The organism is Mesorhizobium sp. B2-8-9, from assembly GCF_006439475.1.
Classification (GTDB): Bacteria; Pseudomonadota; Alphaproteobacteria; order Rhizobiales; family Rhizobiaceae; genus Mesorhizobium.
Genome location: NZ_VFTQ01000002.1, coordinates 144,829 through 168,276, shown reverse-complemented (window position 1 = coordinate 168,276; position 23,448 = coordinate 144,829). Strand labels below are relative to the sequence as shown.

At 62.0% G+C, this 23,448-nt stretch carries 17 protein-coding genes; 12 read left to right on the top strand and 5 right to left on the bottom strand.

Going from position 1 to position 23,448, the window contains the following annotated elements; genetic code table 11:
- Nucleotides 1–148 precede the first annotated feature (148 nt).
- The 9 genes from FJ423_RS03060 to FJ423_RS03020 all read left to right on the top strand — a co-directional run bounded on the left by FJ423_RS03060 (nucleotide 149) and on the right by FJ423_RS03020 (nucleotide 15,432).
- Entirely contained in the window at nucleotides 149–922 is a 774-nt protein-coding gene (locus FJ423_RS03060) for a glucose 1-dehydrogenase (RefSeq protein ID WP_140839095.1), read from the top strand.
- Nucleotides 923–1,121: 199 nt separating this feature from the next.
- A complete protein-coding gene (gene hisD / locus FJ423_RS03055) occupies nucleotides 1,122–2,444 on the top strand; it encodes a histidinol dehydrogenase (protein ID WP_140839093.1) in 1,323 nt (440 codons plus the stop codon).
- 15 nt (nucleotides 2,445–2,459) lie between these two features.
- Nucleotides 2,460–3,485 (top strand): alcohol dehydrogenase catalytic domain-containing protein, encoded by a 1,026-nt coding sequence (locus FJ423_RS03050; RefSeq protein ID WP_140839092.1) that lies wholly within the window; start codon nucleotides 2,460–2,462, stop codon nucleotides 3,483–3,485.
- A 31-nt stretch (nucleotides 3,486–3,516) separates the two neighbouring features.
- On the top strand, nucleotides 3,517–4,248 hold the full coding sequence (gene hutC / locus FJ423_RS03045) for a histidine utilization repressor (RefSeq protein WP_095768633.1): 732 nt from the start codon (nucleotides 3,517–3,519) through the stop codon (nucleotides 4,246–4,248).
- Between the two features lie 315 nt (nucleotides 4,249–4,563).
- Nucleotides 4,564–5,565 (top strand): ABC transporter substrate-binding protein, encoded by a 1,002-nt coding sequence (locus tag FJ423_RS03040; protein ID WP_140839090.1) that lies wholly within the window; start codon nucleotides 4,564–4,566, stop codon nucleotides 5,563–5,565.
- A 151-nt stretch (nucleotides 5,566–5,716) separates the two neighbouring features.
- Nucleotides 5,717–6,457 carry an ABC transporter permease gene (locus tag FJ423_RS03035; protein ID WP_176477106.1) on the top strand — a complete coding sequence of 247 codons (741 nt, stop codon included), beginning with the start codon at nucleotides 5,717–5,719 and terminating at the stop codon, nucleotides 6,455–6,457.
- Between the two features lie 10 nt (nucleotides 6,458–6,467).
- The gene (locus FJ423_RS03030; RefSeq protein WP_140839086.1) at nucleotides 6,468–7,250 is read left to right on the top strand and encodes an ABC transporter ATP-binding protein; all 783 of its coding nucleotides are present in this window, start codon (nucleotides 6,468–6,470) and stop codon (nucleotides 7,248–7,250) included.
- A 368-nt stretch (nucleotides 7,251–7,618) separates the two neighbouring features.
- On the top strand, nucleotides 7,619–13,333 hold the full coding sequence (locus FJ423_RS03025) for a HAMP domain-containing protein (RefSeq protein WP_140839513.1): 5,715 nt from the start codon (nucleotides 7,619–7,621) through the stop codon (nucleotides 13,331–13,333).
- Nucleotides 13,334–13,344: 11 nt separating this feature from the next.
- Nucleotides 13,345–15,432, top strand: coding sequence for a response regulator (locus tag FJ423_RS03020; RefSeq protein WP_140839084.1), 2,088 nt, complete (start codon nucleotides 13,345–13,347; stop codon nucleotides 15,430–15,432).
- A gap of 141 nt (nucleotides 15,433–15,573) precedes the next feature.
- Here the strand turns inward: FJ423_RS03020 and FJ423_RS03015 are convergent, their stop codons facing one another.
- The 5 genes from FJ423_RS03015 to FJ423_RS02995 all read right to left on the bottom strand — a co-directional run bounded on the left by FJ423_RS03015 (nucleotide 15,574) and on the right by FJ423_RS02995 (nucleotide 19,073).
- Nucleotides 15,574–16,161: an isochorismatase family cysteine hydrolase gene (locus tag FJ423_RS03015; RefSeq protein ID WP_140839082.1), complete on the bottom strand. Its 588-nt coding sequence runs from the start codon at nucleotides 16,159–16,161 to the stop codon at nucleotides 15,574–15,576.
- Between the two features lie 28 nt (nucleotides 16,162–16,189).
- A complete protein-coding gene (locus FJ423_RS03010) occupies nucleotides 16,190–16,516 on the bottom strand; it encodes a DUF768 domain-containing protein (protein WP_140839081.1) in 327 nt (108 codons plus the stop codon).
- A 719-nt stretch (nucleotides 16,517–17,235) separates the two neighbouring features.
- A complete protein-coding gene (locus FJ423_RS03005) occupies nucleotides 17,236–17,517 on the bottom strand; it encodes a hypothetical protein (RefSeq protein WP_140839079.1) in 282 nt (93 codons plus the stop codon).
- Nucleotides 17,518–17,606: 89 nt separating this feature from the next.
- Nucleotides 17,607–18,620: an ATP-dependent DNA ligase gene (locus FJ423_RS03000; RefSeq protein WP_140839077.1), complete on the bottom strand. Its 1,014-nt coding sequence runs from the start codon at nucleotides 18,618–18,620 to the stop codon at nucleotides 17,607–17,609.
- A gap of 9 nt (nucleotides 18,621–18,629) precedes the next feature.
- Complete coding sequence (locus FJ423_RS02995; RefSeq protein WP_140839075.1) at nucleotides 18,630–19,073, bottom strand: PPC domain-containing DNA-binding protein; 444 nt, start codon at nucleotides 19,071–19,073, stop codon at nucleotides 18,630–18,632.
- A 187-nt stretch (nucleotides 19,074–19,260) separates the two neighbouring features.
- Between FJ423_RS02995 and FJ423_RS02990 the strand changes: the two genes are divergently transcribed.
- The 3 genes from FJ423_RS02990 to FJ423_RS02980 are packed head-to-tail and all read left to right on the top strand — an operon-like array spanning nucleotide 19,261 to nucleotide 23,184.
- The gene (locus tag FJ423_RS02990; protein ID WP_140839073.1) at nucleotides 19,261–19,878 is read left to right on the top strand and encodes a (2Fe-2S)-binding protein; all 618 of its coding nucleotides are present in this window, start codon (nucleotides 19,261–19,263) and stop codon (nucleotides 19,876–19,878) included.
- A gap of 1 nt (nucleotide 19,879) precedes the next feature.
- Nucleotides 19,880–20,902, top strand: coding sequence for a xanthine dehydrogenase family protein subunit M (locus tag FJ423_RS02985; protein ID WP_095768641.1), 1,023 nt, complete (start codon nucleotides 19,880–19,882; stop codon nucleotides 20,900–20,902).
- Nucleotides 20,903–20,904: 2 nt separating this feature from the next.
- Nucleotides 20,905–23,184, top strand: a complete 2,280-nt coding sequence (locus FJ423_RS02980) for a xanthine dehydrogenase family protein molybdopterin-binding subunit (protein ID WP_140839071.1) — start codon at nucleotides 20,905–20,907, stop codon at nucleotides 23,182–23,184.
- The last annotated feature ends 264 nt before the right edge of the window (nucleotides 23,185–23,448 follow it).

The window sequence follows — 23,448 nt, the reverse complement described above, 5'->3', positions numbered from 1 at the left end:
CTTCGCAGTCTTGTTCCAGATCGACCGGTTGTCGCGCATGCCCTCAATCACTACCGCAGCCCAATTGATTTGTATATGCTTGTATAGGTAAGTTCGATCGGCTAGGCTCGAGGGAGATCGCCATGCCGGCCGTGCCAAGGAGGATCGCATGCGCAACGCTCCGCTCTTCGACCTTTCGGGCCGGAAAGCGCTCGTCACCGGCGCAAGCCGCGGCATCGGGCGTTCCATTGCCGAGGCGCTGAGCGCGGCCGGCGCCGATGTCGCCGTCACGGCACGCAGCCTTGCCTCGCTTGGGGAGACGACGGCCACCATCCGCGCCGCCGGCGGGGTGGCGCACGCCATCGCCCTGGACGTCACCGATGTCGGCCGCTGCAGGGCGGCGACGGCCGAGGCCGCCGGCCTGCTCGGCGGTCTCGATATTCTCGTCAACAATGCCGGGATGGAGGAAGTCCACCCCTCGCTCGATGTCGACGAAGCGCTTTGGGACAGGATCGTCGACACGAATCTCAAAGGCGCATTCTTCTGCGCCCAGGCCGCCGCGCAGCACATGAAGAACGCCGGTCGGCCCGGCGTCATCATCAATCTTTGCTCGCTCACCTCCGAAGTCGGGATTCCGACGGCTGTGCCCTATGGCTCGTCGAAGTCGGGCCTGCTCGGCATGACGCGCGCTCTGGCGGCCGAGTGGGCTGATCTGGGGATCAGGGTCAACGCCATCGCCCCCGGCTATTTCAGAACGGCAATGACGGAAGTGTTCTACGGCAATGAGGCATGGCGGCAATCGATGCTCGCCAAAATCCCGCAGCACCGCTTCGGCGACCTGTCGGACCTGCACGGGATTGCGGTATTCCTCGCCTCCGATGCCTCGGCCTACATCACCGGTCAGTCCATCCCCGTCGATGGCGGCTTTCTCGCGTCGATCTGAGAGATGGCCTCCCATCAGCTGAGCTCGAGTTGGCCGAGCGCAGAAAATGCTGGCAGCTGTTATACGTACATGTATATACTTTATGGGCTGGCAATTGTTCTATCTGCGGTCCTTGCCCCGTGTTGCCGGTCTCAAAGGTCTTCCAGGCGTGTGACCGGCCATCGCCAACCGCCACTGCGTTCCAGGAGAAGGAGCAGCCATGTCCGATATCAGCTTCCACGACCTGTCGACCCTCGACGCCGACCGGCGGGCCAGCCTGTTGAGGCGCGCCGAAGCCGATCTTTCGGTCTTCATCGAAAAAGCCCGTCCGATCATCGAGGCGGTCAGGACCGAAGGTGATGCGGCCCTGCTTCGGTTCGCGCGCGAGCTCGATAAGGCCGATGTGGCCGATGGCGGGCTCAAGGTCTCGGAAGCGGAGTTCGACGCGGCATTCGACAAGATCGAAAAGGATGTCGTGGAGAGCATCCGGTTCGGTATCGAGAACATCAGGCATTTCCACGAGGAGCAGCGTCCGGAAACGATGTGGCTGAAGGAAGTCCGGCCGGGCGCCTATGCGGGTGACCGATACACCCCGATCGCCTCCGTGGCGCTTTACGTTCCGCGCGGCAAGGGCGCCTTCCCGTCGGTGACGATGATGACCTCGGTCCCGGCTGTGATTGCCGGCGTGCCCCAGATAGCGATAGTGACGCCGCCGACTTCCGATGGATCCGTCGATGCCGCGACCCTGGTTGCCGCACGCCTCGCCGGCGTCGAGACTGTATACAAATGCGGTGGCGCCCAGGCGGTCGCTGCTGTCGCCTATGGCACCGAGACGGTGAAGCCCGCCGTCAAGATCGTCGGGCCGGGCAGTCCCTGGGTGGTGGCGGCAAAGAGCCTGCTGTCCTCGGTCATCAACACCGGCCTTCCGGCCGGCCCGTCTGAAGCCATCATCTTTGCCGATGACAGCGTCGATGGCGGCCTTGCCGCGCTGGACCTTTTGATCGAAGCCGAGCACGGGGCGGATTCCTCGGCCTATCTGGTAACGCACAGCCGCAAGGTCGCCGAGGCCGCGCTTGCCGCGCTGCCGCAGCATTGGTCCCGCATGAGCGAACAGCGCGTCGAATTCTCGCGCGCTGTGCTGACCGGAACGCGCGGCGGCATCGTGCTGACCGCGTCCCTAGAGGACAGCTATCGCTTCATCAACGACTACGCTCCGGAGCATCTCGAGATCCTGTCGAAGGAACCGTTCGCGCATCTCGGGCACATCACCGAAGCGGCCGAGATCCTCATGGGTCCGCATACGCCGGTGACGCTCGCCAACTTTGTCCTCGGGCCCAATGCCGTGTTGCCGACCAGCCGGTGGGCGCGCACGTATGGGCCGCTGTCGGTCACGGATTTCGTCAAGCGCTCGTCAGTCGGTTATGTGACGTCGGCGGCCTATCCGGAACTCGCCCGGCATGCGCGCAGGCTCGCCCGCTACGAAGGCTTCAGCTCGCATGAAAACGCGGTCTCGGAAATCCGCAGCCGCTATCTCTCGGTCTGAGCGGAAGCGAAGACGATGAAGGCCGCGCGACTTTACGGGCCCGGCGACTTGCGCGTTGAGGATATCGCCGCCCCGGGCGTCCCCGATGCGGGCTGGGTGAAGCTCAAGGTGGACGCCGCGGGCATCTGCGGTTCCGACCTGCACAATTTCCGCACCGGTCAATGGATAAGCCGCTCGCCTTCGACGGCCGGCCATGAATTGACGGGCACAGTGATCGCCGTCGGTGAGGGCGTCGACACCATCGCCATTGGCGACCGGGTGGTCGCCGATTCCCGCTTCTGGTGCGGAGAGTGCGCGCAATGCCGTGCCGGCGGCCGGCATCTTTGCACGTCGCTCGGCTTCGTCGGCGAAATATGCGACGGCGGATTTGCCGAACAGGCCGTGCTCCCCGCGCGCCTGTTGCATAGCGTCGATGCCGCGCTTGATGCACGGGTAGCGGCGATGGCCGAGCCGCTCGCCGTTGCGCTGCACGCGGTGCGGCGCCTGCCGAAAACAGCAGGCTCGGTACTTGTCCTCGGCTGCGGGACCATCGGCGGGCTTGCCGCCTTGCTGCTGTCGCGGACGTTCGCGGGCACCGTATTGATCGCCGACCGCAACCAAGGCCGCTGCGCTCGCGTCGCGCGCGTGACCGGCGCCACGATCGTCGACCTGGACGCGGACGCCATTGCCTCAGCGACCGGGGATGCCCCCTTGCTGGCGGCCGTCGAGGCGACAGGCAGCATCGCCGCGCTCAGTCAGTTGCTGGGTGTTCTCGGCCCGGGCGGCACCATTGCGATGGTCGGCATCTTCCACGGCCGGCTCGACATCGACCCCAACATGCTGGTCGAGCGGGAGATCGCGTTGCTGGGCTGCCACGCCTTCGCCGACGAGCTTCCCGATGCCATCCGGATGCTGGGTGAGCTGAGCGAGCCGCTGATCAGCCTGATCGACCGCGAGATCGGCCTGGATGACGTCCCCGCGGCCTATCGGCGGCTGCTGGAAGGCCAGGGCGACGGCTTGAAAACAATCATCCGGATGCGGCAACCCCTTGAGCATTCCTGATTTCCGATGCTTGCCGGAAAGGACATCTGAAATGAACACTCTGCCCGATACGGCCAGCCCCCTCTACGAGAAGGTCAAGGACTACATCCTGACGAACATCGGAACCGGCCGGTGGAGCAAGGACCGCAAGCTGCCGTCCGAAAATGAATTCGTGGCAGCGCTTGGCGTCTCCAGGATGACGATCCACCGTGCCTTGCGGGAACTGACCTCGGCGGGATTTCTGATCCGGCTGCAGGGCGTGGGAACATTCATTGCACCGCCGCGGCCGCAGTCGGCCCTGATCGAGATCAACAATATCGCGGCCGAGATCCTGGCACGCGGCAACAAGCATCGTTCCGAGGTTCTCGTCCTCGAAAAAATCATGCCGGAAAAGGAGCTTGCGCTGTCCTTCGAGTTCGCCAGGCGTTCGTCGGTCTACCATTCAGTCGTCGTCAATTTCGAGAACGATCTGCCTGTGCAACTGGAAGAGCGCTTCGTCAATCCGAGCCTGATACCCGACTACGACAAGCAGGATTTTTCCAAGACCGCGACCTACGACTATCTGATGCAGAAAACACCGGTGACCGAGGTCGAGCACATCATCTCGGCAATCCCAGCCGATGCCGAGACGGCGCGGCATCTGGGCATCGATGCCGGCAGCTGCTGCCTGCTTCTGCACCGCCGGACGTGGACAGGAGCGATCGTCGCCACGATCAGCAAGCTGACCTATGTCGGCAGCCGCTATTCGCTCGGCAGCCGGTACTCTCCTTCCAAAAGCGGCTGATCGCGGCAAGGCGAGCCCTGTTCCGGCGCAAATCGCGTGACGGACTTCCTGGATGCCATCGGCCGTAACGCCATGCGGCAAACGAATGCGGTCTGATGTTCCGAAAGTTGCGAACCTAACCTGTCCAACTTGTATATGCATGTATGTATTTTAGTCTTGACATTCACCGCCGCCGACGTCGAGTATCCTTGCGCTTCCGTTGAAGCGGCAGGTAAGACGCCGAGGCACAATGCCGCAAGAGCATAAGCCCGCATTCTCATCCAGGCCGGATATGCAGTTCAAAGAGCGGCGCGATCATAAAGGGGAACAGAGATGATGCGTAACCTAGCAGGACAATTTCGTGCACTCGTCGCGGCTGCCGTCATCGGGTTCGCCCCGGCGGCCTTTGCCGCCGACGCGGCCATTCCCGCGACGCCTGAAGCGGGCACCTTCAAGATCGGCATCGAGCCATGGCTCGGCTATGGCCAGTGGCACGTCGCCGAGGCCAAGGGCCTGTTCAAGGCAAGCGGGTTGTCGGACGTCCAAATCGTCAACTTCGCGGAAGACAAGGACATCAATGCCGCGCTCGCGAGCGGCCAGCTCGATGCGGCCAACATCGCGACCCATACCGCGATGGGCATGGTTGCGGCGGGCCTGCCGGTGAAAATCGTGCTGCTGCTCGACGTCAGCATGACGGCCGACGCCATGATCGCCGGCAAGGATATTTCCTCCGTCGCCGACCTCAAGGGCAAGCAGGTCGCCTTCGAGGAGGGCACGACCAGCGACATCCTGCTCAAATACGCCCTTGCCAAGAACGGCATGTCCATCGCCGATGTGCAGCCCGTGCCGATGCCGGCGGCCGACGCCGGCAGCGCGCTGATTGCCGGACAGGTCCCGGTCGCGGTCACCTACGAACCTTATCTCACCGCGGCCAGGGCGCAGAACAAGGACGTCAAGCTGCTCTTCACCGCCGGCGAGGATCCCGGGTTGATTAGCGACGTGCTTGTGGTGCGCGACGAGGTGATCAAGTCGCGACCCGGCCAGGTGCTTGCCATGATCAAGACCTGGGATGCGGCCCTGAAGGACTACAACGGCGATACCGCCGGTGGCCGCGCCATCATTTCCAAGGCCGTCGGTTCCACTGTCGAGGACCTCAACACCGCCTTCGACGGCGTGCGCTATTATTCTCTCGCCGAGAACAAGAGCGCTCTGACCGGCGAGTTCTCCACCAAGACATTCGCCGATGTCGAAGCCGCCGCCAAGAATGCCGGGCTGCTCCAGGCCGACGTGACACCGGAGCAGATGATCGACCCGTCATTCGTCAAGGCCGCGGAATGACCAAGGCTGCGTCGCGGTGGTAGCGCGGATGTCCGAGCAGCGCGCCGCCAAAACGAGCCAGCCCGGCCCCGCACAAAGATCGGCTGCGCGACCGGTATTGCGCCGCCGATCCTCCGGAATCGGCGCGCCCATCACGCGGTCGCGTTTCCTGATGATCGCCGTGGCCGTTTTTGCCGGCCTCGGCCTTGCCTGGTGGGCGGCAACGGGCCTGGAGCTGGTGAAGCCCATCTTCCTGCCCTCGCCGGAAAGCGTGGCGGGGCAGCTCGGCAAGCTCTGGAGCGACGGCACGCTGTGGCTGGACCTCAAGGCCTCGATATACCGCATCTCCATCGGCTTCCTGATCGCCTCGGCACTGGCGATTCCGATCGGCGTGCTGATCGGCAGCTTCAGGGTCTGGGAAGCCGCCGTCGAGCCGCTGGTGGATTTCATCCGCTATATGCCGGTGGTCGCCTTCGTGCCGCTTTCCATCCTCTGGTCGGGCACCGGCGACGCCCAGAAGTTCCTGATCATCTTCATCGGCACCTTCTTCCAGCAGGTCCTGATGATCATGGACAATGTGAAGCGGGTGCCGACGGATTTCGTCGGCCTCGGCAGGACGCTCGGCCTGCCGGACCGCAAGATCCTGACGCGCATCGTGGTGCCCAGCGCCTTGCCCGGCATCTGGGATACGCTGCGCATCAGCCTGGGCTGGGCGTGGACCTGGCTCGTGCTGGCTGAGCTCGTCGCGGCGACATCCGGTCTCGGCTACCGCATCACCGTGTCGCAGCGCTATTTCCAGACCAACACCATCATCGGCTACATCTTGCTCTTGGGCGTGCTCGGTCTCATCACCGACCAGGTGATGAAGGCGCTCGGAAAGGTGCTGTTCCGGCAGGAAGGGCACGCGCAATGAGGTTCGGCCGATGAGCTTGCCCAAACTGCGCATCGAAGGCCTCCACAAGAGCTTTGGCACCGGGGAGCGGCGCACCGAGGTGCTGCGCGACATCAATCTCGATCTTGCCGACAACGAGTTCGTCTCGCTGGTGGGCACGTCGGGTTGCGGCAAGAGCACGCTGCTGTCGATCGTGGCCGGGCTGCAGGATTTCGACGCGGGCGAGCTCGACATCGACGACTCGCCGATCCTTAAGCCCGGGCTCGACCGCGGCGTCGTCTTCCAGTCCTACACGCTGCTGCCTTGGCTGACGGCGCAGCAGAACATAGAATTTGCCCTCAAGGCCGCCGGCTATGATCGCTCGACCTGCCGCAGGATCGCGCGCGAGCATCTCGACCTCGTCAAGCTGCCGCACTGCGCCGACCTTTACCCGTCGGAACTGTCGGGCGGCATGAAGCAGCGCGTCGCCATTGCGCGGGCGCTGTCCTATCGGCCCAAGATGCTGCTCATGGACGAGCCCTTCGGCGCGCTCGACGCCTTGACTAGGCACCAGATGCAGGAGCTGCTGACGCAGATCTGGGAGGAGCACCGGCTGACCGTGCTCTTCGTCACTCATGACGTGGAGGAGGCCGTCTATCTGTCCGACCGCATCGTCGTCATGGGGATCGGCCCGGGACGTATCATGCGAACCTTCAACGTCGACATAGAGCGCCCGCGCCGGGAAGAGGTCATGGAAAGCGCGGAGTTCATGGACCTGCAGCGCAATGTCCACAAGGCGATCCGCGAAGCTTCAAGACGCCCCGAAATGGCATGAGGCGAGCCGGCCTTGCCGGCCGCCTGCGGTATCGCCCCTCTGCGACTAACATAATCGTTATCGGCCAATAGCTTACGAAGCGGTTCGCCAAAGTTGACAAGAGCCCGCGGGCGGCGGTGTCGCAGCTTCCGATTGGGCTGAATACGCCAAGCAATTCCAGGGCAAAGCAAGCCAAACAACGGGCGAGCCTTCGCGCTTTTTTAAGCGTTTGCCGGCGTGCGGATAAGATTCGATCTCGCGTCGGAACAAATTGGCGCCCACCACGTTGTGGAGCTTGCGGTGAATTGTATACCTCGCCGCGAGGGCGGGACTTCATCTGATCATCAGTTTCTTCAAAAGCAGATGGACTGGGGAGGGGCACTGTGAGCGTGCAGGCATCAAGGGCGCAATTAGATCGTCGTCAGATTCTCAATTCCTTAAAGGCCTTCAGGCGAGGCGACTTCTCCATCCGGATCGATAACATCTACGAAGGAATCGATTCCGATATTGCCGATGCCTTCAACCAGATCGTCGAACTCAACGATCAGGTGACGAAGGAGTTTGAGCGACTGAGCAGGGTCGTCGGCAAGGACGGGAGAATTGGCGAGCGGGGTCATGTCCGCAATGCCACCGGCAGCTGGGAATCAAGCGTCAGGTCGGTCAACGACCTGATCGAAGACATGGTTCAACCGACCGCCGAAGTGGCCCGCGTCATCGGGGCAGTGGCCAAGGGCGACCTTTCCCAGACAATGATGGTCGAAATCGACGGCCGCCCGCTGCGCGGGGAGTTCCTGCGCATAGGCAAGATCGTCAACACGATGGTGGGGCAACTGGCTTCCTTTGCCTCCGAAGTGACACGTGTCGCGCGTGAGGTTGGAACGGAGGGAAAGCTCGGCGGACAAGCGCGGGTGAAGGGCGTGGCCGGCACGTGGAAGGACCTGACCGACAACGTCAACGCCATGGCCACCAACCTTACCGGCCAGGTGCGCAATATCGCCGAGGTGACCACTGCGGTGGCGTCAGGCGATTTGTCTAAGAAGATCACTGTCGATGTGAAGGGCGAGATCCTCGAGCTCAAGAACACCATCAACACGATGGTCGATCAGTTGAACTCGTTCGCATCGGAAGTGACGCGCGTCGCGCGCGAGGTCGGCACGGAAGGCAAGCTCGGGGGCCAGGCGCGGGTCGAAGGCGTCGGCGGCACGTGGAAGGACCTCACCGACAATGTGAACTCGATGGCCGAGAATCTGACCGGCCAGGTTCGCAACATTGCCGAGGTGACGACGGCGGTCGCGCTGGGCGATCTCTCGAAGAAGATCACCGTCGACGTGAAGGGCGAGATCCTGGAACTCAAGAACACCATCAACACGATGGTCGATCAGTTGAACTCGTTCGCATCCGAGGTCACGCGCGTCGCGCGCGAGGTCGGCACCGAGGGCAAGCTCGGCGGCCAGGCCCAGGTTCGCGGCGTCGCCGGTACCTGGAAAGACCTGACCGACAACGTCAATTCCATGGCCGAGAACCTCACCGGCCAAGTGCGCAACATTGCCGAGGTCACGACGGCGGTTGCTTCGGGCGACCTGTCGAAAAAGATCACGGTGGCAGTGCAAGGGGAGATTCTCGAGCTCAAGGATACGATCAACACGATGGTCGATCAGCTGAACTCCTTCGCCTCCGAAGTCACGCGCGTTGCGCGCGAAGTGGGCACGGAAGGCAAGCTCGGCGGGCAGGCAGAGGTGAGGGGCGTCGGGGGCACCTGGAAAGACCTGACTGACAACGTGAACCTGATGGCGGCCAACCTGACTGGCCAGGTTCGCAACATCGCCGAGGTGACGACAGCCGTCGCCCGCGGCGACCTTTCCAAGAAGATCACCGTGGACGTCAAAGGCGAGATCCTCGAGCTCAAGGATACCGTCAATACGATGGTCGACCAGCTGAACTCCTTCGCCTCCGAAGTCACGCGCGTGGCGCGCGAGGTCGGATCGGAAGGCAAGCTCGGCGGCCAGGCCCATGTGGAAGGCGTCGGCGGCACGTGGAAAGACCTGACCGACAACGTCAACGCCATGGCCGGCAATCTAACCGTGCAGTTGCGCGACGTGTCCAAAGTCGCGACCGCGATCGCGACCGGCGATCTGACGCAGAAGATCACCGTCGATGCCTTGGGAGAGATCCTGCAGATCAAGGACGTGATCAACACGATGGTTGATCAGCTGAATTCCTTTGCCTCGGAGGTGACGCGCGTGGCGCGTGAGGTCGGCTCGGACGGCAAGCTCGGCGGCCAAGCGCAGGTCAGAGGCGTGGGCGGCACCTGGAAGGACCTGACCGACAATGTGAACGCGATGGCGGCCAACCTGACGGGCCAGGTGCGCAACATCGCGGAAGTGACCACGGCCGTGGCGCTCGGCGACCTTTCCAAGAAGATCACCGTGGACGTCAAGGGCGAGATCCTCGAGCTCAAGTCGACCATCAACACCATGGTCGATCAGCTGAACTCCTTCGCCGGCGAGGTGACACGCGTGGCGCGCGAAGTCGGCACCGAAGGAAAGCTCGGCGGCCAAGCCCAGGTGCGAGGCGTGGCCGGTACATGGAAGGACTTGACCGACAACGTGAATTCCATGGCCGAGAATCTGACCGGCCAGGTTCGCAACATCGCCGAAGTGACGACGGCGGTCGCGCGAGGCGATCTTTCGAAGAAGATCACCGTCGACGTGAAGGGCGAAATCCTCGAGCTCAAGTCGACCATCAACACCATGGTCGACCAGCTGAACTCCTTCGCCGGCGAGGTGACACGCGTCGCACGTGAAGTCGGCACGGAAGGAAAGCTTGGCGGTCAGGCCGAAGTGCGCGGCGTGGCCGGCACCTGGAAGGATCTGACCGACAACGTCAACCTGATGGCCACCAATCTGACCAACCAGGTGCGCGGCATCGCCGACGTGGTGACTGCGGTTGCGCAAGGCAATCTCAAACGCAAGCTGACTGTGGACGCGAAGGGCGAAATCGCCTCCCTGGCCGACACCATTAACGGGATGATCGAAACGCTCGCCACCTTTGCCGACCAGGTGACCAATGTCGCGCGCGAAGTCGGCATCGAAGGCAAGCTTGGAGGCCAGGCACGCGTGCCTGGCGCCGCCGGTCTGTGGCGCGATCTTACGGACAACGTCAATCAGTTGGCGGCCAATCTGACCACCCAGGTCCGCGCAATCGCCGAGGTCTCGACGGCGGTGACGAAGGGCGATCTGACGCGCTCGATCAGCGTCGAGGCTTCCGGAGAGGTCGCCGCGCTCAAGGACAACATCAACGAGATGATCCGCAATCTCAAGGATCAGACGTTGAAAAACGCCGAGCAAGATTGGCTGAAGACAAATCTCGCGCGTTTCTCCCGCATGCTGCAGGGAGAGCGCGATCTGGCCACCGTGTCGCGTCTCATCATGTCCGAGCTCGCTCCGCTTGTGAACGCGCAATACGGCGTCTTTTACGTGACCAATCGGGACGAGGAGGAGTCCTATCTGGAACTGGCGGCGTCCTATGGTGCCGAAAGCAAGGCGGCAATCAAGCAACGCCTCGATCTGCGTGAGGGTCTCGTCGGACAAAGTGCTGCCGACAAGCGAGCCATTATGCTCGACAATGTTCCGCCGGACTTTTTGCGCGTCACATCGGGGCTTGGCAGCGCCTCGCCGGCGAACGTCATCATTCTGCCTGCCTTGTTCGAAGATGAGGTCAAGGCCGTCATCGAGCTCGCATCCTTCAGCGAGTTCCGCGACACGCACCAATCGTTTCTCAATCAGCTGATGGAATCGGTCGGCATCGTCCTCAACACGATCGCGGCGACGATGCGCACCGAGGGCCTGCTCAAGCAATCGCAATTGCTGACATCCGAGCTGCAGGCGCGCCAGACCGAACTGACGAAAAAGCAGGAGGAACTGCACGCCACGAACGAGGAACTCCAGGAGAAGGCTCAACTTCTGGAGAATGAGAAAAAGCAGGTCGAAAACAAAAATCTCGAAATCGAGATGGCGCGCCGGGCGCTTGAGGAGAAAGCCGAGCAGCTGGCGCTTACCTCCAAGTACAAATCCGAGTTCCTCGCCAACATGAGCCATGAGCTCAGAACCCCGCTCAATTCGCTTCTCATTCTTTCAAATCTGCTTGCCACGAACCAGCAGGGCAACCTCAACGAAAAGCAGGTCGAGTTTGCTCGCACCATCAATTCGGCCGGCACGGACCTTCTCAGCCTGATCAACGACATTCTCGATTTGTCGAAGATCGAGTCCGGCACGGTCTCGATCGACATCAACGATATGCCAGTCGCCCATTTGCGACAGCATATGGAGCGCACGTTCCGCCAGCTTGCAGCCGACAAGGGTCTGGGCTTTACCATCAATGTCGATCCCGCTCTTCCGGAAACCGTGCGTACGGACGAGAAGCGGTTGCAGCAGATCGTGCTCAACCTGCTGTCGAACGCCTTCAAGTTCACCTCCGAAGGCAAGGTCAGCCTGAGTTTCAGAATGGAAAAGACGGGACGCCGCAACGGCGCCAAGTTGCCCAGGAAAGCGCTTGCCATAGCGGTGACCGACACCGGTATAGGCATCCCGGAAGACAAACAGAAACTGATTTTCGAGGCGTTCCAGCAGGCCGACGGCACGACCAGCCGCAAATATGGAGGAACCGGACTTGGGCTCTCGATCAGCCGTGAGATCGCCCGTTTGCTCGGCGGTGAGCTAAGAGTTGAAAGCATTCCCGGCAAAGGATCGACGTTCACGCTCGTCATTCCGATCGATGGTCCCAGGATTGCCGCCGCCAGCCAGCCGGAACTGCTTCCGGCCACCGAGGCAATCGCGACGACAGCGGCGCCCAGCGGTTTGCCGTCGGCGGAATTGATGGACGATCGCGACGCTATATCGGCGCAAGACAGGGTCGTTTTGATCGTCGAGGACGACCCGACCTTTGGCGGTCTGCTGCTGGGCCTGGCACGGTCTGCCGGGTTGAAAGGCGTCCTTTCGACCGCAGGCTCCGGAACCTTGGCGCTGGCCCGCAAACTGGTGCCGGACGCGATCACGCTGGACCTCGGCCTTGCGGACATCGATGGATGGGTGCTCTTCGACCTGCTGCGCCATGATCCGAAGACCGCCGGCATTCCCATTCATGTGATTTCCGGAGCGGAAGACATCGATAGCCTGGCTCGCAAAGGGGCATCGAGCATCTCGACCAAACCGGTGTCATCCGAGGAGCTGGTGAAGGTGTTCCAGGAAATTCATTCGAGGAACCTGCGCGTCCAGCGCCGGGTGCTCGTGGCTGACTCCGATCCCGAGCGCCGACTTTCCCTGGTCGAGACGATCCGGGACGGCGTCACCTCGGTCACCGCAATCAGTCGCGCGGCAACCGCGGAGGACATCGACCTCGCCTCATTCGATGCGGTTGTCCTTGGGCTTGGAAAGTCTGCCAGGGATAATGCGCGGGCCCTTGACGAACTCACCAACCAGTTTTCAGACGGCCTTCCGCCGCTGCTGTTTTTTGCCCCTCATTCAGAGGCAGTTGAACAGGTGCTGGCGTTGAATCCCGCTTTGTCCTCAGTCCCGCGAGCTGAGAATTTTGCTCAATTGGCTCTCCATATATCTGCGACGCTTCCGGGAGGATTGCGCGAGGAAAGCGGGGCAGGTGCCGAACGAGCTGACAACAGGTCGAATCTTGCGGGCGCGAAAGTCCTGATCGTCGATGACGATATTCGAAACATCTATTCGCTGACGAGCGTCCTTGAGACCTACGATATCGAAGTCCTTCACGCTGAGCGCGGTCGCGATGGGATAGCGTTGCTGGAGGAGAATGCCGACGTCGACGCAGCCTTGATCGACATCATGATGCCGGAGATGGACGGCTACGAGACGATGAGGAGTATCCGCAACACACCCTCCATCGCGCATATTCCGTTGATATCGGTGACAGCAAAGGCGATGAAAGGCGACCGGCAGAAATGCCTGGAAGCCGGGGCTTCCGACTATATTGCCAAGCCTGTCGATCTCGACCTGCTGTTGGCACTGCTGCGGGTCTGGATCGGTCGCTCTCGGGATCGGGTCGAGACATCCCAAAATCTGCTTAGGTCAGTCAGCTGACGGGATGCCCGATGCAAAGGCTGTCGCGGATACGTTCGAAGAAACTGGAGATTGTGCAGTTGGCGGACAATCAGTCAAAGGCACGCATCCTGGCGGTCGATGATGACGAACGAAACCTGTTGGCGATCGAAGAAGTTCTCACTCCACTCGCGGAAGTCGTCGCTGTGCAATCCGGCGAGGAGGCTCTGCGCTGCCTCCTAAAGGAGGATTTCGCCGTTATCTTGCTGGATGTTTTGATGCCGGGCCTCGACGGCTACGAAACAGCCGCGTTGATCCGCCAGCGCGAACAGTCCAGACGAACCCCTCTCATCTTCCTCACGGCCATCAACAAGGAAGATGCTCATATGCTGCGTGGCTACGACGCCGGCGCAGTGGACTATATGTTCAAGCCCTTCGACCCCGCCATGCTGCGATCGAAAGTGGCTGTATTCGTCGAGCTTCACGAAAAGACGCTCGAGATCCAGCGCAATGCGGTCGCCGAACAGGCACTGCTGGCGAAAGCCTTGCAGGCCGAAAAGCAAAAGCTCGAGGCCGAACGATCGCTGCGCGGCGCCGAAGAACGGCAGGAGGCCATTCTTGGATCCTTGCCCGTCTGTTTTCACGCCAGGTTCGCCGAGCCGCCCTTTGCAGCCCGGTTTGTTTCAAAAGGTGTCGAACGTCTGACGGGATTCCCGCCTGAGCGACTGACGTCCGAGCCGCGGTTTGGGCTGAGCCGGGTGCATCCGGAAGATCTACCCAGGGTGCGGGAAGCTTTATTGGCGGCAAAGGTGACAGGCTCCTATACATGCGAGTTCCGCTGGCAGTGTGCCGATGGCAAATATCGTATCTTTCTCGACCAAGGAATCCTGTCGAAAGGTGTCGACGGACGCCGACCTGAAATCCTCGGCACTTTGCTTGACGTGACCGAGCGGCGTGAGCTCGAAAATCAACTTCTTCAGTCACAGCGCCTCGAAGCGGTCGGGAAACTCACCGGAGGGCTGGCACACGATTTCAACAATCTGCTTGCCGCGGTTCTGAGCGGACTAGGATTGCTCGAGAGGCAGCTCACGCTTGACGAGCAAGCAAAGAAGATCGTTGAACTCACTCGCCGCTCCGCGAAGCAAGGCGCCGAACTTGTCAACCGCATGCTTGCCTTTTCGCGGCGTCAGAATCTGAAGCCGACGGCAGTGCGGCTGGCCGCGCTGGAAGATACGATGAACGGCTTGGTGGCTCCCGTGCTCGGCGGCCTGATCCGCTTTGAGTGGAAGGTCGACAACTCCGTTTGGCCCGCGCATGTCGACGTCGGCCAATTGGAGTTGGCGTTGATGAATCTGGTGTTCAACGCGCGCGACGCGATGCCCTCCGGCGGGACAATTGCCGTGCAGGCGCAAAATCGGGTCATCAAAATACCTTCCGAAGACCTGGCGGTCGGAGAGTATGTAGTCCTCACCGTCAAGGACACCGGTGCCGGCATCCCGAAGGAGATTCTGACCAAGGTCGTCGAACCGTTTTTCACGACGAAGCCCGTCGGGAAAGGCACCGGGCTGGGTCTCAGCACGGTATACGGTTTCATGAAGCAATCGGGCGGCGCGCTCCGCATAGACAGCCTCGTCGGGCGCGGAACATCCATGGAGCTGTGGCTGCCGCGTTCAGCGGAGCAGCCTTCCGACAATGTGGCAGATCTGGATGGAGAGAGAGTCCTGGTCGAGACTGCAGGGAAGGCTTTCCCTTCGCTTCTATTGATTGACGACAGCAGCGGATTGCGGCAGCTAACCGCGGAATCGCTTCGGCAACACGGGTTTACAGTGACATGCGCAGCAGGGGGTGCCGAGGCGCTGGCAATTATTGAACGGACACCGCATGAGTTCGACGTCATTGTCACCGATTTCGCAATGCCGCTCGTGTCCGGAATCGAGGTAATTCGCTTCGCGCGCAACCTGCGCTCCGATTGGCCAGCGGTTATGATAACCGGCTATGCCGACGCTGACGCAATTTCAAACCGCCCATCGGACGTGCCATTGGTCAACAAGCCGTTCCGGGAAAAAGATCTCATCGAGAGCATCTTGCGGGTCAGCGCCTTGAAACCAGTCGGCGGCCGGCCGACAGCCGGTTCCGGTTAGATCCAGACTTGGCAGTGGCCAACCGGTCTTTCGCGCCGGACGACCGCACCCGCTGATACGACTGAGCATTCGAGGGACGGCTGCTCATCCGTTGGCGGGCGGCACCTTGGCCGGCATGTGCCGGGCGAGATGAGCGATGGGTCAGCGCCAGAAATCCAGAACCTCCTCCGCAGCGGCGACTTCGACATGATGCGAATATCGCGTCGTGAACAGCTTGAGTATATTTTCGTAGGCTTCGTCCGATGTGCTGCAGATCGCATCCTCGACCAGGATCGTTCTGTAACCGAAGTCGATCGCTCCGAGCAGCGTCGCCAACACGCACATGTCGGCCTCGCCTCCGCTGACGATAAGCTCGGTCACACCTTCCGCCTGAAGGCTCCGGTGGAGCTCGCCGGTCAGCCAGGGAGAGTAAACGGACTTATCGAAAACGCGAGCCGGCGGCACGAAATCACGCAGTTCGGGCAGCAGCTCGAGGCTCCCCGGGCCGGCACATTCGATAGTCATCTGCGACCAGCGCTCATAGTATTGACGCCAATGGCCCTGGCCTTCGCCAGGTCTTCTCGCCGTTATGAACCTGGTGAAAATCGTTCGCTCCGGCCTGCCGTCGACAAGCGAAAGCACCTTCGGCAGGATGGCGGGCAGCCACTCAACCGCCCATGGCCCAGGCGGTAAGAACATCATCTGCATGTCAACGCAAATGTGGACGGCTCGTGTTGAGATTGGCGTCATCGCGATCCAAACTTCCCTGCCGTGAAAGCTAAGCCTTTGTGTCACCGAATGCTTGCGCCGTCGGAGCGGTGTCGACGCCCGTTTCGCGGCCGGCCTCGGCGAGGAGCGCGTCGGCGAGGTACTCTTTCAAATCGCCGACCTCATCGCTGATTTCTTCCGCGAGGATGCCTTCCCGCTCCGCGTCCGCGATGCAAGCTCTCGCCAGTCTTTCTGCCGCGGCCTCCGGGGATGCTTCGGCGGCCGGTCTAACCGCATGCCCCTCGATCCACTCCTCGACGAAGTGTCCCGGTTTGTTGACGAGGATATCGACCTGGTCTGGGTTGACTTTAGGCGCAGGGAGAGTGTCGACCTTCATGACTTGAACTCCGGATTTGTGAATTACAAACGCGGACGCTTAAGCAAGGATGCATAGTCTCTGCCCCTCTCGAAGGACTGTGATCGTAATGTGAAGGAGAGCTGATGGCGCATTCGTCTGAAACGGCAAGAGCGTGGCCCGCGCCTTTTGTTGGATTGCGGTTGGTTTCATTTACGCTTGCGGTCGAGACGCTTGAGTGATTCGCGCAGTTTGTCAGGAAGCCAGCGGTTTACGTGAAACAAAGGCAAGCTCCGTAGATACCGGCGCATGGTTTCATTCGAGAATTGCGGCCTAAGAAGAGCGGCTGTGGATTTGTTGTCGCGTTTCTCGGCCATGGTTGCAGGTCAAACATGAGGCGGCTTGCTTGATCAAAAACTTGTCCCACACTCCGTTGTTCCCCCCAGTTACAAACAGTGAAGGGTCCACTGCCGATTTGCGCCCCCGATTTTTGACGGCCATGGTTAGTGATCCCACGTAACCTGATCAATGGCCGGCCTTCTGATGTGGCGCCGCGACCGCCTTGCTCTGCGGCGACGCCTTCTCCCGCAGCCCGCGGAGCGTTGCAGGCCATAGAAGGCGGGAAAATCCCATCGCTGCTCTTACCGATGTGGCGATGCCGAAATGTCGTGACGCGAACTGGCCGACAAAAGTGAAGCTGGTCCACAGTCCTCAAAGGTGCTCTGCACCACCGGCCATCAACAACGGCACGCTAGCTTTCGCTATGCTTCGTCAAAACGACTGCCTTCCTTGGAAGGATCCCGCGACAGCACACGTTCTTCCTCGTCGTCGGGCAAGGCTTCGTCGCTCTCCTGATAGGGGTTGTCGTCATCCTCTTCGGGGAGGACGCCTTGTGCTTCGGCATCGTCCTCCGGATCGCCGTTTACGGCGACGCTGCCAGGCGGCACCCGACCGTTATCAAGAGCGTCCCAGTCCTGTTGTTCGATGCCGGGAGCTTCGGTTTCTTCCCGCCCTGCGGCTCGCTGCTTGTCGCGCGGATCCATTTTCCTGTCTCCAAGATAGGTGCGTCCGTGACGCGGGCTGTTCTAACCACAAACCGTTTGATGGGGTCGATTGTTCCGGAGGGGCGCTGCTACGAGATCTGCTCGAACGTGCATTGGCGCGGCGCTTTTTCGGGCCGCCAGCGAATGAATCGAGTGCCATGCCGGAAGCGCTCGCCGGTGACGTGGTCGAAGCGGACTTCCACGACCAGTTCCGGCCGCAACGGCTCCCATTCGCCGCTGCGCTCGGTGCTCCAGCGGCTCGGCCCGCCCGGCGCCTTGCCGGTGAAGCCGGGCCCGCCACGCAGCGCCTCCAACTTCTTCGTGAGCGTGGCTCGTTCCTCGTTGGCGATTGTCGAGGTGAAGCCGACATGGTCAAGCAAGCCTCGTTCATTATAGAGGCCAAGCAATAGCGATCCGACCTGCGACTTGCCGTTCAGATAACGGAAGCCGCCGACCACGCAGTCGGCAGTGCGCAGCCGCTTGACCTTGATCATCGCGCGCTCGCCCGGCTGATAGGGATCGTTCAGCCGCTTGGCGACGACGCCGTCGGTAGAGCCATGCCCGGCGTCCTCCAGCCATCGCCTGGCGGTCGCGAAACTGGTGGTGCAGGGCGAGAGCTGAAGAGCGTCCGTGTTTGCTTGCGCGACGAAGTCTTCAATTGCCGTGCGTCTTTGGGTCAGCGCGACTTCGAGCAGCGATTTGCCGCCCGGCGCGACCAGCATATCGAACAGGATCAGCCGCGCCGGCGTTTCCGCGCTCAGCTTGCGGATCCGGCTCTCGGCCGGATGAAGCCGCATCTGCAGCGCGTCGAAGGATGCGGCGCCGTCGATCTCGATGACGATTTCGCCGTCGACCACGAAATCCTTGGCTTCGAGGTTTTGCATCATTGCTGTGAGTTCGGGAAAGTAACGCCCAAGCGGCTTGCCCGACTTCGCCCTGAGATCGACCGTTTTGCGATTCTTGAAAGCGAGGCAGCGAAACCCATCCCATTTCGGTTCGAACTGCCAGACGCCTTTGTCCTGCGGCAGTTTTTCGTCGATCCGAGCCTCCATCGGGGATGTATCGAGGGGGAGAGGAAACGCGTCGGTCGCCGCCGCTGCCATCGTCGGCCCTCAGGCGTCGAGATCGATCAAGGCGATGCCAAGGCCGGAACGTTTGGTGCGCCGCAGGTGAACGGGCGATTCCGTCACCGTGACTTCGAGCGTAGGCTTGACGATGCCTTCAACAAGGTGGCCGCCGCGCGTCGATCCGTCGCTTAGACCCAGGACGGCATGGATGTGCAGGCTCGGTCTGCCGCCGTCGTCGACCGCGATGTCGCCAACAGCGCTCAGAACCTCGCATTGCTCGCCGACCGGGATCTTGCGGTAAGATTTCGAGCCGAAGTCGAACCAGCCAACGGTCGCCTTCTCGAATGCGCCGATCGCGGTCAGCGAGGCGCCGGCAATTCCTTGCTCGTCGGCGAAGTCGGACAGGGCAGCAAATGCTTCCTCGCCTGGGTCCAGCACAACCACGAATGTCCTTTGCCCAGAAGTCTGTGCGACCAGTTTCGATTTCATATCGGCCCGCCATCAGCGTTGGTGTTGGCCGTAGAACTCGAACCCGGCATGCATGTTCCCGCACGATGAGCATCTTCGAAGGGCAGGATCACACTTCTGTGAGGCCTAGGATCCCGCGCGGGCCAGGCCGGAACAATGGCCTGCATGAATGGTTAGCCCCCGATGAGCAGCCAGCCAGGAGCGAGCCATGTCCCAGCCTTCCCTCCCATCCACGCTTGGCCTCAGCCGGCGCAATTTCATGACAGGCACAGTCTCGGCTGCCGCGGCACCATTACTCGTTTCGTCGGCGAAAGCCGAAGCGCCTGCCGCCGCTGGCGCGGAACTTCGTGAGCCAGTGGTGACGTCGATGCGGATCAACAAGCAGGCCTATGAGCTGTCGCTCGACACTAGAACCAGCCTGCTTGACGCCTTGCGGGATCATATCGGGCTAACCGGCACCAAGAAGGGTTGCGACCATGGACAGTGCGGGGCGTGCACGGTTCTTGTCGATGGCAAACGCGTGCTCTCCTGTCTCAGTTTCGCGGTGATGAATGCCGGCAAGGATGTGACGACCGTCGAGGGGCTGGCATCCAGCGACGGTAAGCTGCATCCGATGCAGCAGGCCTTCATCGACCACGATGCCTTCCAGTGCGGCTACTGCACGCCGGGCCAAATCCTGTCGGCCATTGGTTGCATCAATGAAGGGCACGCAAAATCCGAAGACGACATCCGCGACTATATGAGCGGTAATATCTGCCGTTGCGCCGCCTATCCAAACATTGTCGCTGCCATCCTGCAGGCACGCGATCAGATGAAGGGAGCCTGATATGCGTCCCTTCGTCTACGAACAGCCGACCGACATTTCCGCGGCCGTCGCGATCGCATCCCGCTTCACGACCGAGGACGACCAGCCGACGCGAGCGAATGTGCAGTTCATCGCCGGGGGCACCAACCTTGCCGATTATATGAAGCTCGGCGTTGCCGAGCCGAACCGGCTGGTTGACCTCAACCGGCTCAAGGATCCAGGCCTCAGGCAAATCCGGGTGACCGACGATGGTATCCGCTTCGGGGCTCTGGTGCGGATGGGTGAGGCGGCAGATCACGCTGAGCTTAAGCGCGGCTATCCCGTTATTGCCGACAGCTTGCGGCTGGCCGCAAGCGGCCAGATCCGCAACATGGCAAGTCTCGCCGGCAATGTCCTGCAGCGCACGCGCTGCGAATATTTTCGCGAGACATCCTGGCACTGCAACAAACGCGTGCCAGGGTCCGGCTGCGCTGCGATGGAGGGTTTCAACCGGCAGCATGCGGTGCTGGGCGGCAGCGATGCCTGCATCGCAACGTATCACGGCGACTTTGCCCAGGCGCTGATCGCGCTCGATGCCGTCGTGCGTGCCGAAGGCTCGCGTGGAGCGCGAAAGATACCGCTCGCCAAGCTGCATCGTCAGCCACGCGATACGCCTGAGATCGAGACCGATCTCGCTGCTGACGAGATCATCACCGCCATAGAAGTGCCGGCTGTGCCATGGGCGCGGCGCTCGCTTTATCTGAAGATCCGAGACCGCGAATCCTACGCGTTCGCGCTGGCTTCGGCGGCCGTTGCGCTCGACCTGGACGGCGACAACGTACGCGAGGCGCGCATTGCCTTGGGCGGCGTGGCGACCGTGCCGTGGCGTGCCAAAGCCGCGGAGGAAGCCCTGCAAGGAAAGACGCTCGACGAGGTTTCAGCGGGGGCGGCGGCGGATGCCGCCTTCGCCGGGGCCGAGCCGCGCCAGCACAACGCATTCAAGATCGAGCTCGGCAAGCGAACGCTGGTGCGCGCGCTGCTCGAAACCCGCGACATGAAGGTATGACCATGGACACTGCCGCTCCGAGACCGAAAGAGAACCAGGGCCAACCGCTGCCGCGCGTCGATGCACGGCTTAAGGTCACCGGGCAGGCGCATTACCCAGCCGACCTGCCGACCGCCAACATCGCCTACGGCGCGCTGGCCATCAGCAGTATTGCCAAGGGCAAGGTAGCCAAGCTTCATCTCGACGACGCCCGTGCCGTGCCCGGGTTGCTCGACATCGTCACTTACGGCGATATGGACATTGTCGAGAAGCCGAAATTCGGCAATTCCGGCGCCACCTCGATCGGGCCGCTGCATGACCGGACGATCTTCCATGACGGCCAGATCATCGCGCTCGCGGTTGCCGAGACATTCGAAGCCGCCGAAGAGGCGGCGCAGTTGATCCGCGCCGAGTATGATGCGGAGACGCCCACGGCGAGCTTCGACAGTCCGGGCACGGCAACCATTCCTGCCGCCGGCAAGAGTCCTCTGTTCAAGGAAGACGTGAAGGCCGGCGACTTCGATGCCGCCTATAGAGAGGCCGCGGTGAAGATCGACGGGCGCTATTCGACGCCCACGCAGCACCACAATCCGATCGAGCTGTTCTCGACCACCGCCTTCTGGCAGGGCGACCAGCTGATCGTCCACGAGCCGTCGCAAAACGTGACCGGCTGGAAGGTCGAGCTTGCCAGGCAGTTGAAGATCGATCCCGCAAAGGTGCGCATCGTCAGCCCCTTCATCGGCGGCGCTTTCGGTTCCAAGGGACCGATGACGCCGCGCACCGCCATCGTCGCGGTTGCCGCCAGGCGGCTCGGCCGACCGGTGCGTTGCGTGACCAGCCGGATGCAGGCCTTCGGCACTCAGACCTATAGGGCGGAGACAAGGCACCGCATCCGGATCGGCGCCGGCAAGGACGGCCGCATCACTGCCTTCGCGCATGAAGGCTGGGAGGTCACCTCGCGGCCGGACTCCTATGTCGTGGGCGGCACGTCGGCAACCGGCCGCATGTATGCTTACGGTTCTGTGCTGACACATGTCTCGCTGGTGCAGGCGGACCGCAACACCCCCGGCTACATGCGCTCGCCGCCCGAGACGCCTTACGTCTATGCGCTGGAAAACGCCATGGACGAAATGGCGGTAGCGCTCGGCATGGACCCGGTGGAATTCCGCCGGATCAATGAACCGAAGACAGAGCCGATCGGCAAGAAGCCGTTCTCCAGCCGCTCGCTGATCCAGTGCTATGACCAGGCGGCCGAGGCTTTTGGCTGGGCGAAGCGGGACCCGAAAGTGGGAGCGATGCGCGACGGCGACTGGCTGGTCGGCATGGGCTGCGCGACGGCGATCTATCCAACCGCAGTCGCGCCATGCGCGGCGCGGGTGCGCCTGACCGTCGATGGCGATGTGCGGCTGCAATGCGGTTCGCACGAGATCGGAACCGGCGTGCGCACCGTCGCCGGTCAGATGGCGTCGGAACGTCTCGGCGTCAGCATCGATCGGATCAGCGTCGAAATGGGCGACAGCAGCCTGCCTCCCGCTCCTGTCTCGGGCGGCTCGATCTCCACCGCGAGCGTTTGCTCGGCAGTGCTGAAGGCCTGCGACGCCATCCGCACCAAGCTCTATGCCGGCGCGATTGCCGAGGGCGGTCCGCTGGCGGGCTCTCACAACGAGGAACTCGACCTCGCCGACGGAAAGATCGTGGCCAAGGGCGGCGCTTCGGCAAAGATCGAAGATGTCCTGAAGACCATGCAGGTCGGCGCGATCGAGGAATACGCCGAGTTCGCGCCCAAGGGTGCGACGCCCGAAGCGCTGAAGAAGCTCTATGCCGGCATGCCGGAATTCCACGGTGGCGAGCAGGATGAGGATTCGGTGAAATACGCCTTCGGCGCCGAGTTCGTCGAAGTCCGCATCAACCGCTACACGAGGGAGATCCGCGTGCCGCGCATCGTCGGCGCGTTCGCGGCCGGCCGCATCATGAACACGCGCACCGCGCGCAGCCAACTGATGGGCGGCATGATCTGGGGCATCGGCCAGGCGCTGCATGAAGCGACGGAAGTCGACAGCCGCTATGCCCGCTACGTCAACCGCGACCTGCAGGACTATCTTGTGCCGGTGAATGCCGACATCAAGGACCTGCAGGTGATCCTGGTTCCGGAAGTCGACCACGCGGTCAACCCGGCCGGCGTGAAGGGCTTGGGCGAACTGGGCAATGTCGGCACGGCCGCGGCTGTTGCCAGCGCAGTCTACCATGCCACCGGCAAACGCATCCGCGATTTGCCGATCAGGATCGAGCAGTTGCTCGCTTGAGCATGCCTGCGATGCATGCGCATTTTCTCTAATAGGGCGAAACCCATGTTTCACCTTGGGGTGTGGATGCTGCCCATCGCGGGTATCCCTCTGATCCTCATTCTGATCTGGATGTATTTCCTCGCCAGGCGCCGAAGCCGGCGGCCGGCGGAGCGGAAGGGCGGTCCGTCACAGCCGACGGGGCGGCGTCGCAACGACCTGAAGCGCTGAAGTCTTTAGCCCGGGTGGCCGATCTCTGTCACCCGGTCGGCAAAGCGTGGGCGA

Excerpts from the sequence above, each read along its gene's own strand:
- FJ423_RS03030 (WP_140839086.1), top strand. The coding sequence starts at position 6,468 with ATGAGCTTGCCCAAACTGCGCATCGAAGGCCTCCACAAGAGCTTTGGC.
- FJ423_RS03015 (WP_140839082.1), bottom strand. The coding sequence starts at position 16,161 with ATGACGCCAATCTCAACACGAGCCGTCCACATTTGCGTTGACATGCAG.
- FJ423_RS02990 (WP_140839073.1), top strand. The coding sequence starts at position 19,261 with ATGTCCCAGCCTTCCCTCCCATCCACGCTTGGCCTCAGCCGGCGCAAT.
- hisD (WP_140839093.1), top strand. The coding sequence starts at position 1,122 with ATGTCCGATATCAGCTTCCACGACCTGTCGACCCTCGACGCCGACCGG.
- FJ423_RS03000 (WP_140839077.1), bottom strand. The coding sequence starts at position 18,620 with ATGGCAGCGGCGGCGACCGACGCGTTTCCTCTCCCCCTCGATACATCC.
- FJ423_RS03035 (WP_176477106.1), top strand. The coding sequence starts at position 5,717 with ATGATCGCCGTGGCCGTTTTTGCCGGCCTCGGCCTTGCCTGGTGGGCG.
- hutC (WP_095768633.1), top strand. The coding sequence starts at position 3,517 with ATGAACACTCTGCCCGATACGGCCAGCCCCCTCTACGAGAAGGTCAAG.
- FJ423_RS03020 (WP_140839084.1), top strand. The coding sequence starts at position 13,345 with ATGCAAAGGCTGTCGCGGATACGTTCGAAGAAACTGGAGATTGTGCAG.
- FJ423_RS02995 (WP_140839075.1), bottom strand. The coding sequence starts at position 19,073 with ATGAAATCGAAACTGGTCGCACAGACTTCTGGGCAAAGGACATTCGTG.
- FJ423_RS03005 (WP_140839079.1), bottom strand. The coding sequence starts at position 17,517 with ATGGATCCGCGCGACAAGCAGCGAGCCGCAGGGCGGGAAGAAACCGAA.
- FJ423_RS02985 (WP_095768641.1), top strand. The coding sequence starts at position 19,880 with ATGCGTCCCTTCGTCTACGAACAGCCGACCGACATTTCCGCGGCCGTC.
- FJ423_RS03040 (WP_140839090.1), top strand. The coding sequence starts at position 4,564 with ATGCGTAACCTAGCAGGACAATTTCGTGCACTCGTCGCGGCTGCCGTC.
- FJ423_RS03010 (WP_140839081.1), bottom strand. The coding sequence starts at position 16,516 with ATGAAGGTCGACACTCTCCCTGCGCCTAAAGTCAACCCAGACCAGGTC.
- FJ423_RS03060 (WP_140839095.1), top strand. The coding sequence starts at position 149 with ATGCGCAACGCTCCGCTCTTCGACCTTTCGGGCCGGAAAGCGCTCGTC.
- FJ423_RS02980 (WP_140839071.1), top strand. The coding sequence starts at position 20,905 with ATGGACACTGCCGCTCCGAGACCGAAAGAGAACCAGGGCCAACCGCTG.
- FJ423_RS03050 (WP_140839092.1), top strand. The coding sequence starts at position 2,460 with ATGAAGGCCGCGCGACTTTACGGGCCCGGCGACTTGCGCGTTGAGGAT.